Source organism: Clostridium sp. AF32-12BH (genome assembly GCF_003477935.1).
Lineage (GTDB): Bacteria > Bacillota > Clostridia > Lachnospirales > Lachnospiraceae > Brotaphodocola.
This window is the reverse complement of the sequence record NZ_QUEH01000018.1, coordinates 78,832-90,762: the sequence shown is the minus strand read 5'-3', so window position 1 is coordinate 90,762 and position 11,931 is coordinate 78,832. Positions and strand designations below refer to the sequence as shown.

General features: G+C 45.2%; 9 protein-coding genes and 3 tRNA genes. 11 read left to right on the top strand and 1 reads right to left on the bottom strand.

Going from position 1 to position 11,931, the window contains the following annotated elements; translation table 11 throughout:
* Positions 1-475: 475 nt before the first annotated feature.
* From DWZ40_RS16230 to DWZ40_RS16205, 6 genes are all read left to right on the top strand, one after another.
* Positions 476-913, top strand: coding sequence for a MarR family transcriptional regulator (locus DWZ40_RS16230; protein ID WP_118543910.1), 438 nt, complete (start codon positions 476-478; stop codon positions 911-913).
* Positions 910-2,253 carry an MATE family efflux transporter gene (locus tag DWZ40_RS16225; protein ID WP_118543909.1) on the top strand — a complete coding sequence of 448 codons (1,344 nt, stop codon included), beginning with the start codon at positions 910-912 and terminating at the stop codon, positions 2,251-2,253. The genes DWZ40_RS16230 and DWZ40_RS16225 overlap by 4 nt, the downstream gene beginning before the upstream one ends.
* 173 nt (positions 2,254-2,426) lie before the next feature.
* Positions 2,427-4,163 carry a DUF5722 domain-containing protein gene (locus tag DWZ40_RS16220; RefSeq protein ID WP_243035370.1) on the top strand — a complete coding sequence of 579 codons (1,737 nt, stop codon included), beginning with the start codon at positions 2,427-2,429 and terminating at the stop codon, positions 4,161-4,163.
* A 326-nt stretch (positions 4,164-4,489) separates the two neighbouring features.
* Positions 4,490-4,562, top strand: a tRNA-Asn gene (locus DWZ40_RS16215).
* 39 nt (positions 4,563-4,601) lie between these two features.
* A tRNA-Glu gene (locus DWZ40_RS16210) sits at positions 4,602-4,673 on the top strand.
* A gap of 33 nt (positions 4,674-4,706) precedes the next feature.
* Positions 4,707-4,777 (top strand) — tRNA-Cys (locus tag DWZ40_RS16205).
* A gap of 76 nt (positions 4,778-4,853) precedes the next feature.
* Here DWZ40_RS16205 and DWZ40_RS16200 read toward each other — a convergent pair.
* On the bottom strand, positions 4,854-5,756 hold the full coding sequence (locus DWZ40_RS16200; protein ID WP_118543907.1) for a LysR family transcriptional regulator: 903 nt from the start codon (positions 5,754-5,756) through the stop codon (positions 4,854-4,856).
* A gap of 139 nt (positions 5,757-5,895) precedes the next feature.
* Here DWZ40_RS16200 and DWZ40_RS16195 point away from each other — a divergent pair, with 139 nt between their 5' ends.
* The 5 genes from DWZ40_RS16195 to DWZ40_RS16175 all read left to right on the top strand — a co-directional run bounded on the left by DWZ40_RS16195 (position 5,896) and on the right by DWZ40_RS16175 (position 11,909).
* On the top strand, positions 5,896-7,287 hold the full coding sequence (locus DWZ40_RS16195) for a sodium-dependent transporter (RefSeq protein ID WP_118543906.1): 1,392 nt from the start codon (positions 5,896-5,898) through the stop codon (positions 7,285-7,287).
* A gap of 189 nt (positions 7,288-7,476) precedes the next feature.
* Entirely contained in the window at positions 7,477-8,490 is a 1,014-nt protein-coding gene (locus DWZ40_RS16190; RefSeq protein WP_118543905.1) for an isocitrate/isopropylmalate family dehydrogenase, read from the top strand.
* 521 nt (positions 8,491-9,011) lie between these two features.
* Positions 9,012-9,722, top strand: coding sequence for a zinc-ribbon domain-containing protein (locus DWZ40_RS16185; RefSeq protein ID WP_118543904.1), 711 nt, complete (start codon positions 9,012-9,014; stop codon positions 9,720-9,722).
* A gap of 180 nt (positions 9,723-9,902) precedes the next feature.
* The gene (locus DWZ40_RS16180; protein WP_118543903.1) at positions 9,903-10,826 is read left to right on the top strand and encodes a phosphatidylglycerol lysyltransferase domain-containing protein; all 924 of its coding nucleotides are present in this window, start codon (positions 9,903-9,905) and stop codon (positions 10,824-10,826) included.
* 27 nt (positions 10,827-10,853) lie between these two features.
* The gene (locus tag DWZ40_RS16175; RefSeq protein WP_118543902.1) at positions 10,854-11,909 is read left to right on the top strand and encodes a GNAT family N-acetyltransferase; all 1,056 of its coding nucleotides are present in this window, start codon (positions 10,854-10,856) and stop codon (positions 11,907-11,909) included.
* Positions 11,910-11,931: the final 22 nt, after the last annotated feature.

The window sequence follows — 11,931 nt, the reverse complement described above, 5'->3', positions numbered from 1 at the left end:
CTGTCACTAATAGGTCGAGGGCTTATCCAATATGGTTTAGGGAGCGGTTCGGACAAGACAGGAAAGGCCGTTGGAAGTTTACTTCCATAAGGACTTGAGTGGATTGGACGAAACATTGGCGAAGCTAATGTTATGAAATAGGTCGAAGACCTATGAATAACCGCGAAAACGAAGAAAACGGATGAAATTCAATATGTGGTTTTGAGGGTACATAGATGAGAGGCTGGAAGAGATTCCAGTCTTTTTTGTTATGAAGAACAATCGGCGAAGTTTCAATATTTGAAGTATCGTTGACTTTTATTATTTCTTCTCTTAATATACTTAGGAGCCGAACTATTGCGAAGGCTATTACAACTATCAGAAGGGGAAACGCAACAATTGGTGAAGCAATAAGGTATCGAAAAGAAACTACGGGCAAACAAAAGTCTGCAAAGGCGGAGTCAGAAACAAAGGCGGAAAGGTGTGACATGGATTTATGGAAACAGGAAAAATGATCAACTGTATTTCGAACCGGCTTCGGAACCGCTCGCAGGAAGTACATACGCAGCTGGGCATCGGAAGTGCGCAGGGGAAAATCCTGAACTATGTTCTGGTTGAGTCAGAGGCACATTCCGTATATCAAAAAGATCTGGAGCGGGAATTTGGTCTGCGACCATCTACGGTAACGGAAATGCTGAATGCATTGGAGCAGAAAAAATTGATCCAGCGGGTATCGGATGAATGGGACGGACGATATAAAAAAATCGTATTTACCGAAAAAGCGAGAAGCATGAAAGACCGGATTCGGCAGGAGGTCGAGGAGACGGAGCATTTGTTATTACAGGGAATCACGGAACAGGAAAAGCAGGAATTTCTGCGTATTGTAGGAAAAATGCTTCAAAATCTGGAGGCAGAAAGGACGAATGAAAAATGAATGCAAATGAGAATGCGGAAAATGAATTAATGGCCCGGATGAAGGTTTCTAAGGCAGTTGCGACGATGGCGATCCCAAGTGTGATCAGCAGCCTGGTTACGGTTGTTTATAATATGGCGGATACCTTTTTTGTTGGTCAGACGGGAGATCCGCTTCAGGTTGCTGCAGTCAGTCTTACGAATCCCATCTTTATTTTATTTATGGCGGTTGCGAATATGTTTGGCATGGGCGGCAGCGCTGTGGCATCTATGGCACTTGGAGAGCAGAATCAGAAGCGTATGAAACAGGTTTCTGCATTTATCACGTATGCGTCATTGGCCGTTGGGATTCTCTTTGCACTTGTGTTAGTGGGATTTATGCAGCCAATCCTGAGTATTTTTGGCGCAAATGAAGAAACTTATGCGCTGGCACGCGGATATGTTTTTCATATTTCTTATGGAGCACCGTTTATCATCTGGTCTGCAGCAGCCAGCTTTGTAGTGCGTTCTGAGGGCGCCAGCAAAGAGGCGATGATCGGCAGCATGATCGGTACCATTGCCAATATTGTTCTGGATCCGGTTCTGATCAGTGGATTTCATCTCGGTGCAGCTGGTGCAGCAGTTGCTACTACTTTGGGAAATATACTGGCGAGCCTGTATTATCTCTGGTATTTCGTGAAAAAAAGTAATAATTTTTCTATTGGGATCCGTAATTTCACATGTCGGTACGGTATTTTCAGCGGCATTTGTTCCTGCGGTCTCCCAACCGCTATTTTTTCAACTTTAATGAGCGTTTCCACAATTGTATTAAATCAGATTTTAGTCGCATATGGAAATGCACCGGTAGCGGCAATCGGAATCGTATTCAAGGCAAATATGTTTATCACATTTCTGCAGATGGGACTTGCAAACGGAGTGCAGCCCCTGCTTGGTTATAATTTTGGATCCGGCGATAAAAAACGTTTTCAGGACATTGCGGCATACACAAAAAAATGCTGTATCGTGATTGGAATTCTGGCGACACTTCTGTTCTTTGTATTCCGCAGACAGATTATCGGCTTGTTTATCCAGGATGAGGAAGTCATCATGTATGGTGTCAGAATGCTGATTGCATACATGCTTTCTGGGCCTGTCATCGGAATCCTTTTTATGAATATGAACTGTATGCAGTCTGTAGGAAAAGCGTTTTGGGCGACTATTTTATCGGTGCTTCGTCAGGGGGTACTTCTGATCCCGCTTTTATTTCTGCTAAATGCGCTTGGTGGTTTAACCGGCGTTATTTACGGGCAGGCACTGACGGACTATATTGCAGTCATTTTATCGGTTTTGATGTGGAGAAAATGCATTGCGCAGTTGCCGTAGAATCATAAATCATTACTTTCTTCCATAGAATTCTGCAAGAAAATCTTAAATCAATGTAAGGGAAAACCTACTTGAACCAAATGAATTCCGTGCTATGATAATGGGGTGAAAATGGCAAGTCGAAATATTTTGCTGTTTATGACATGGATTGACAGAGATTGGAGGCAGAAAATTTGAAAAAAATATGGAAGTATTGTATCTCGTTATGCTGTATGGCTGCGGTATTTGCCGGGGCCGGCAGCGTAACAGCAATGGCAGAGACTGCGGATACAGCTGCGGCGGAAACTCAGGCAGAAAGTCAGGCGGCAAAGCCTGCACCGACAGAATTTGCCCATATAACAAGCTGCGAAGTGACAGGTGGCAATCAGGTAAGCATCAAAGGTCAGATGGAAGGAAGCTGGTCGGATCCGGCATACTATGATAATTATCTGTATCTTTTTGAAATGAAACCGTATCAGAGGGATTTAAAAGGCCGGACGGATTACGCTGCATGGATCACAAAGGGAGACGAATTATCGTTTCAGCTTCCGCTGAATCATGGAACGCAGGAAGACAGACTGTATTCCAGTTTTGTTGTAGCTGTCTATGATGGAAGTGAATATACCATTGTCAGTAATGAGGCTTATGTGGCAAATCCGGAAAGTGTTGCAAAATACACAGATCCGTATAAGACTGCGCAGACAAAAAAAGGACTTCTGATCCAGACGACACCGGCTATGCTTTCAGATGCGTTTTCCCTTGGCGTAAACCATGTGATCGTCAATATTCCGTTCAACCACATTTTGGGCAGCGGAATTGATTATGAGTATGATGGGAAAACTTACCATTTTAATAAAGATGTGCTTGCCGTATACGATGACACCATTAAGAGAATGTCGGAAAAAGATATGACCGTTACGGCGGTTATCTTAAATGGCTGGAACGACAGCACGCCGCAGTTGTATTATCCGGGGGTTACAAAGCAGCCGGCTTCCGTTGCAAACTATTATGGTTTTCATGTTGCGACGGAGGAAGGATATGAGTCCTTGCGTGCGATTGCTGCATTTTTGGCAGACCGTTACGGAAGAAAATCTTCTCCATATGGGAGAGTGTCCAACTGGGTCATCGGCAATGAGATTAATAATCAGCTTTGGAACTATATGGGACCTATGAGTCTGGAAAGCTATATCAATGAATATCAGCGGGCATTCCGCGTGTTCTACACAGCAATCCGCAGTACCAGCCAGAGCAGCCGTGTCTTCTTCTCAACGGATTATAACTGGATGCACGAAGCGGATGGCTCGTTGACATATAATGCCAAAGATCTGCTGGATGCATTTAATAACCAGATGATCCCGGGCGGTTCCATGGACTGGGGATTAGCATATCATCCGTACTCGATTCCGTTAACGGAACCGGAATTCTGGAATGACCGCGAAACCGGACTGATCAAGGATGATGCGTCTTCACCGGTTGTAAATATGCTGAATTTAAGCGTTCTGACAGATTATCTGCAGCAGGCCCAGTTCCGTACCCGTTCTGGTGAAGTACGCCATGTGATCCTTTCTGAACAGGGCTTTACATCCACCAGTGCAACGCGTGGCACGACAGAAGATCTGCAGGCAGCAGCCATTGCTTATGCATATTACATTGCCGACAGCAATCCGTATATCGATGCATTTATCATGAGCCGTCAGGTTGATGCGCCTTCTGAGATGGCAGCATCCCAGGCGTTTGGTCTGTGGCATTGCGATACCAGCAAGACCAATGATATCGTAGCAACCATGCAGAAGCCGTCCTGGCTGGTATATAAAAATATCGACAACAAGGCATCCACCCTGGAGACCACAGAGAAATACAAAGCACTGATCGGAATCAGCAAATGGAGTGATGTGGTTCCGAACTTCCGTTGGAAGAGTCTTGAAAAGTAGATTTTCATACGAGTGAGGATTTTGCTGTAAGCAAAAACAGAATGAATAAACGAACAGAATCGTGGCAAACTAAGAAAGCACCGGAGTTCATCCTGAATGGATAGGAACCTAGTGCTTTCTTATTTCGCAGGAAACCGCGCCTCAGTGAAGAAGTATGCCAAGGTATATTCTTTTTATACCAGGTAAATTAAAAAATGTGTCTTTTGAAGTGAAAATGAACGTGTTACTCAAGCAAATAAAAATTTTAAAAATTTTGAAACAAATTGCTTGACAAAAAAGCACCCATATCATATAATACCTTTGTTGCCTGTCAACGAGCAGCGTATTCCTCGATAGCTCAGTCGGTAGAGCACGCGGCTGTTAACCGCGCTGTCGTAGGTTCAAGTCCTACTCGGGGAGCTCACATAGCTTCTATGTGTTAATGAATTTCATATAAGAGGCCCCATGGTCAAGCGGTTAAGACATCGCCCTTTCACGGCGGTAACACGAGTTCGAATCTCGTTGGGGTCATTTATCAGAGAAATCTGATAAGCAATTAAATATGGCGACATAGCCAAGTGGTAAGGCGTGGGTCTGCAACACCCTGATCACCAGTTCAAATCTGGTTGTCGCCTCTGAGGAATCATCGAAAGATGGTTCCTTTTTTTGTCTGGAAAAGCCAGTAAAAATCAAGGCTTCCGGGGTTTTTGCTTACTCAAAAAAGTGTTTGCGTAACTTTTCATGCATTTCACCATAGTCATAATCTTGGATAAACTCAAGCACTTTCCTGACGGCCGGCGCTAGATCATGCGCGTTCCGGACACATGCACCGATCACGCGCTCTTCTGCCGGGACGATGGGCAGCATTTTCACTTCATCCTCAAAGCCGTACATGGTCAAAAGAGGCATGATCGCAAAGCCAAAACCAGCTTTGACCATCTCAATCGTTGTTTTATCATCGACTACGTGGCATACGGTGCGGATGTCGAGATTCAGCTTGTCTATGATGCGTCTGGCATCTGCATCGCAGGATTCACGCTGCATGACAAAGCGCTCGTTTGCAAGGCTTTCAAGGGAAATTCCGGTGTCTGACGCGGTTATCGTTCCTTTGCGCAAAATACAGATCAGCGGATCGGCGAAAATACGGTAAAAAGGAAAATGTGGATTTACTGTCTGGGACAGGAAACCGATGTCAACCACTCCGGTTTTTAGCCAGTCAATGATATTCTCATAGGAGCCTTGGTAGATCTCGAAGGTGATATTGGGATACTGCGCTTTGAAACCATAGATCAGATCGGACAGATATTTGCACATCGAATTGAAAATGCCAAGGCGGACATGTCCTTTCTTCAGACCGTTCAGATCGGACAGATACTGAAGGAGCATATCTTCTTTTTGGATCAGGGAGGAAATCAGGGGCAGGACCTGTTCGCCGGAGGTGGTCAGGACAACGCCGCGCCGGTTCCGGATAAACAGGGAGACTCCGAATTCCTGTTCCATCTGCTTTACAATGTGACTGACGGCAGGTGGTGTAACGTTGTGAAGTTCCGCTGCTTTTTGAAAGCTGCTGTATTGTACGATCGTGAGAAATATACGGTAATTAAATGTGTCCATGCTTTCGTCCTTTTGTCCTTGTTACAATATAAGATGAAAATAATTAAAGTATAAGATAAATAACTTTATATTTATTTATTATAATTTTAGTAATATGATGTGGCTATGTCAAGTGAAGGGATGAAATGAGTGGGATACAATGAAGAAAAAAAGTAGTTTTACAGGGCAGCTGGGGTTTGTTTTCGCGGCAGCAGGAAGCGCAGTTGGTGTTGGTAATCTCTGGCGCTTTCCTTTTTTGGCGGCGAAGGATGGTGGTGGTGTTTTTCTGCTGATCTATCTGGTCCTGATCTTTACGGTTGGTTTTGTGTTGTTGACCACGGATATTGCGATCGGCCGCAGAACTGGTAAAAGTGCGATCTATGCCTATACAAGCATGAATCAGAAATGGAAATTTCTCGGTGTGATCACTTTTTTTGTACCTGTTCTGATCATGACGTACTATGCGGTGATCGGCGGTTGGATTCTTAAATATATCCTGCTGTTTCTTAGCGGGAATGTGGAGGCTGCCGCGCAGGACAACTGTTTCACATCGTTTATTACTGCGCCGGGATCCGTGTGGTATGGGCTGATTTTCATGCTGGTGACAGCGTTTATCGTGTATCACGGTGTCGAAAAAGGAATTGAGCGAGTCTCCAAAACCATGATGCCGATGCTTTTGTTGATCGTGGTTGGAATTGCGGTGTACTCTTTAACGTTGAAAAATACGGCAGATGATGGAAGTATCCGGACGGGTATGCAGGGATTAAAGGTTTATCTGACTCCGGACTGGTCCGGGATGACGGTATCAAGATTTCTGCAGATCACACTGGATGCCATGAGTCAGCTGTTCTTCTCTTTGAGTGTATCGATGGGGATTATGATTACCTACGGTTCTTATGTAAAACCGGAGGTTGATCTGGGAAAATCCGTATCCATGATCGAACTTATGGACACTGGTGTTGCGCTACTTGCGGGAGTTATGATCATTCCGGTTGTTTATGTATTCTTTGGCGTGGATGGAATGTCTGCGGGCCCTGGCCTGATGTTCATTTCTCTGCCGAAAGTATTCTATCGTATGGGCATTACGGGAAGAATCATTGGACTTTTCTTCTTTATCCTTGCAGCATTCGCAGCGTTGACCTCCTGTATTTCCGTTCTGGAATCCATCACTGCAAACTGCATGGAGATTTTCCATACAGAGCGTAAAAAAACAACAGGAGTTCTGTCGGTTATTTATCTGGCTGCAACTGCCGTGATTGCGCTTGGATACAGCATTTTTTACGTTGAGGTCATGCTGCCAAACGGAAGCACTGGACAGCTGCTGGATATCATGGATTATATCAGCAACAGCTTTATGATGCCGTTTATTGCCTTCTTGTCAGCCATCTTTATTGGCTGGATCATGAAACCGGCCTGGATTGTGGAAGAGATGGAACGCGGTGGAAAGAAGTTTGGGCGGAAGTGGCTTTACGTAGTGATGATCAAGTACCTAATGCCGATCATCATGCTGGTGCTGTTTTTGCAATCTACCGGTATCCTGAACCATGTTTGATCTATGGACTGAAAAAGCTGCCTTAAGCAGAACGTGCTGTTGCCGCTGGTGATATAGGAGTTGTCGGATAAGTGCTTGTTCTTAATCAAAAGCAACACGTTGTGGGTACTACAATCTATTGACTTTGAATCGAGCCTGTGATACGATTTGAAAAATAAAAATGCAGGATGAGAACAGGAGGTCATATAGATGAAGAGAACAATCACGGTGTTTAAGGGAGACGGCATTGGACCAGAGATCACAGACTGTGTTCTGGAAATTTTAGAAGCAGCCGGTGCAGAACTGGAGTATGAGGTTTACAATGTCGGTGAGGCTGAATGGAAGAGAAATGGTGCATTGATTCCGGCGGAAGCATATGCTTCGTTTGACCGGAATCATGTTTTATTGAAGTCTCCGATCACAACTCCGATCGGTCACGGATTCCGTTCCTTGAATGTAACCCTGAGAAGTAAATATGACCTTTATGCAAATATTCGTCCTGCAAAATCGAATATCGCAGTGAAAACACCATTTCATGATGTGGATATGGTAATTTTCCGGGAAAACACGGAAGACCTGTATGTGGGTGTGGAAGAGCAGATCGATGAAAATACGGTTCATGCAACGAAAATTATCACCAGAAAAGCCAGCACTCGAATTATCCGTGACGCATTTGAGTATGCACGGGCACATGGCAGAAAAAAAGTGACTTGTGTACATAAGGCAAATATCCTGAAAATGTCAGATGGCCTGTTTTTGAGCATTTTCCATGAGATTGCAAAGGAATATCCGGAGATTCAGCACGATGACAAGATCATTGACAATACCTGCATGCAGATGGTTATGAATCCGAATCAGTTTGATATCATTGTAACACCGAATCTGTATGGCGATCTGTTATCAGATCTGGCAAGTGGACTGATCGGAGGACTTGGACTTTTGCCATCCAGCAATCTCGGAACAGATTATGCCATGTTTGAGGCGGTTCATGGCAGTGCGCCGGATATTGCCGGACAGCACATTGCGAATCCAACCGCATTTTTATGGTCAGCCTGCATGATGCTGGAATACTTAGGGCAGCGTGATTGCGCAGCAAAGATCCGAGGGGCAGTGGATGAGGTACTGGAAGCGGGAATCTGTCTGACTCCGGATCTTCATGGAACTGCGACAACCGAGGAATACCGGGATGCGATCATTCGGAGAATGAACGGTAATAAAGATTGACGAGTTAATCTGAAAACAATCTGCAGGAGTTTCCAAATAAGCAGATAAAACTTCTATCATGGATGTGTAGGAGGTTTATCTGCTTATTTGTTTTTGATAAGTTCATAGTGTGATTTCCTTCTTTCTATAATAATATCATGGCAGGAGTTTGCAGTTTTTCACTGAATTTCTTCATAGTTGAAGTTGCGGATGAACGCCAATGGTTTCATGACAGCCGGAAAAAATTGTATTGCCATGTTGCAATGTACGAGCGTATAATTGAGATAAAAATAATGAGTATGGTTTTTGCAAGGCATAACGGAGACATCATTCATGGGATATCAAAAATGTGATGCAATCCATTGATCGTATAATCTGCGAAATGTGTCTTTTTACAGATCATTGCAAGGGTATCATCTGTCTTGCCAACGAGAAATGGCGCAGTGAAATGAGAGAGGCTCTTCTTAGTGTGGGCACGGTAAAAGAGTAAACAGGGAGGATATCGTGAGAAGCTTTATAAAAGAGCAAGAGGAAAGATACATATGAGTGAAAAGCATGTTGCGGTGGTTGTAGGTGGAATTTTACTTCTTCTGGTGGTGCTCTTATTTATCCGGATCCGGCGGAGCATTTGCAGATTCTTAAATTCTGCAGAAATCCGTTTTCTCCGGGAATTCCTGCGGAGTGCGCAGAGCGCAGGAGAAGAGCAGGAAGAACAGCCAAAATCGCTTGGTGGGATGACAAGCATCTACTTGCCGCAGATCCTGCGGGATTTCCCGGAATGGAACTGGGAGGAACTGCGAACGGAAGTGGAACGGGCAGTGAAGGAATTTCTGGAAAAAGAAAATATCCAGACAGCCGGGGCAGTCAGAATCCATAAAACCGTGATCAACCGGTATCAGCGTTATGGCGGCAGTGCGAGTATTTTCTGTGAAACTGCGGCAGAATATTGGAGAGAGGCAGAGCCTGCCGGGAAAAATGGGATGAAGGCGCAGAAACGTTCCAGAAGCCGGACCAAAGAGAGCCATCAGACAGATAGACCGGCACCTCACAAAAGGCAGACGGTCTGCGAGACCGAGCTGGTTTACATTTATGACTCCGGAAAGGCGGGGGCAGCAGCATCGGTGGTATGCCCGAATTGTGGAGCGCCGGTGGAACAGCTTGGGGTAAAACAGTGCCGTTATTGTGGTTCTGCACTGGAAATATCCGGAATGCGGGCATGGAAGGTTCATCAGGTTACAGAAAAGGTCCGGTAGCTGCTGGCTGCTGGACCTTTTCTGAGCAGTAACGAGAATAAATGGTTGGAAATGGGAATTTCGCTATATTGATTCTGGAACGGACTCACGCTATAATAATAAAACGCGAAAGACGTGAAAGAAAGCTTAAGATAAGAAACATACTGTCTTATCTTATATGGAAGGAATAAAGGAATAGAAATGACAGATTTGAATTTTAAACCAGTAGAAGCAGCAGATATGAAGATTCTGGCACCGTATTTTGGGCTGCGTCCCAATAAGACTTGTGACAGTGTGCCGTTAGACAGCTTCATCTGGCGGAAATATTATCATGTGCAGTATGCCATTCATGAGAACAAGGCACTCTTGTGGCTGATGAAGGAAGAAGGGGTGATGCATAGTGCCATGCCTCTTTGCAAAGAAGAGAACTTAAAAAAGTATTTTGATATGACGGTGGAATATTTTAATAATGTCTTGCATATTCCGCTTAAAATTTATCTGGCCGATGAGGAGGCGGTAGAGTTTCTTCATTTAAAGGAGTCGGATGATTTTGTGGTGACGGAACAGGAGGATTTAAAGGATTATCTGTACGACGGCGAAGCCATGCGCAAACTGTCCGGCAAGAAGCTGCATAAGAAGAAAAATCATCTGAATGCATTTTTGAAGGAGTATGAGGGCCGCTATGAGTTCCGGCGCCTTTGCTGTTCTGACCGGGATGATGTCTGGCGTTTCCTGGACCGCTGGAGAGAAGGCAAGGGCGATGAGGTAGAAGAGCATCTGGATTATGAAGTAGAGGGAATCCATGAGATTTTAAAGCAGTGTCTGGATCTGGATATCCGGATGTCTGGTGTATACATTGATGGAACACTGGAAGCATTTACCATTGGAAGCTATAATCCGGCGGAAAATATGGCAGTCATTCACATTGAAAAGGCAAATCCAGAAATCCGGGGTTTATATCAGTTTATTAACCAGCAGTTTCTGGTGCAGGAATTCCCGGATGTGGCGCTGGTAAACCGGGAGGACGACCTGGGACAGGAAGGCTTGCGGCACGCAAAAATGTCGTATAATCCGTGTGGCTTTGCAAGAAAATATCTGGTGCAGCAGAAGAACTTCAGCAGATAGGGGTTGTGGCGGAAAAGAGAGGCAGCTATGATAAGATATCTGGATAATCAGGAAAAAGTCCTGACAAAGAATTTATGGAGAGAAGCTTTCCCGGAGGATTCTGAGGAGTTTCTTACTTATTATGATCAGGAAAAAATGACAACAAACCAGGTTTTGGTCCGTGAGGAGGATGGAATTCAGGCGATGCTCCACCTCAATCCATACCGGCTTTTGGTGCGGGATGCCTGTTGGAATGTGGACTATATCGTGGCCGTAGCGACGAAGAGTACGATGCGTCACCGGGGATATATGCGCAGTCTGCTTCTTCGGATGATGCAGGATATGCGGGAACGCCAAATGCCATTCTGTTTTTTGATGCCGGCGGCAGAGGCAATCTATACGCCGTTTCAGTTTACGTTTATTTATGACCAGCCAGTCTGGAAACTGAGTGGAAATAAAGATTTGAAACGTGTCTGTGTGGAAGAAGACACCGTAGAGCTGGCAGCGGACTGGATGCAGCATTGGCTGGAATCGCGCTATGAGGTATTTGCCAAGCGGGATGCAGCGTATGTAAAAAGTCTGGTGCGTGAGGTTCAGAGTGAGCTTGGCAAGCTGGAACTGTTGTATGACGGGGAGCAGCTGGTTGGAATCCAGGGCATCTGGGGACGCGAAAAGAAAGAACAGCGCCTTTTGTATACAGAAACTGGTTACTCGGAACTGGAGACCAAGAAACCGGCGATCATGGCCCGGATCGTAACACCGGAAGCGTTTGTACCAGTGATCCGCTTAAAACAGGATGCCCAGACGGAACAGCTTCGGATCTGCCTGGAACTGGAAGATCCGCTGATCCCGCAAAATGCGGGACGCTGGGTGTGGACACTAAATCATACGGAATCCGAACTGGAAAAACTGGACGGTCCGATCGATACGATGGAGGAAGCATTGGCACGGACCCAGTGGGATGAGCGTCGGGTGCTGAATCTGCGGATTGAAGCGTTTACGGCATGGCTGTTTGGTTACCGGATTCCGGAGGCAGTCCGGGCCTATCCGGGAGCGGAGCAGATCGATGTGCTGAGCCGTGTTTTTCTGGATGAGGTTGTATAAAGAAAAGTGCCAGGCTGCCAGT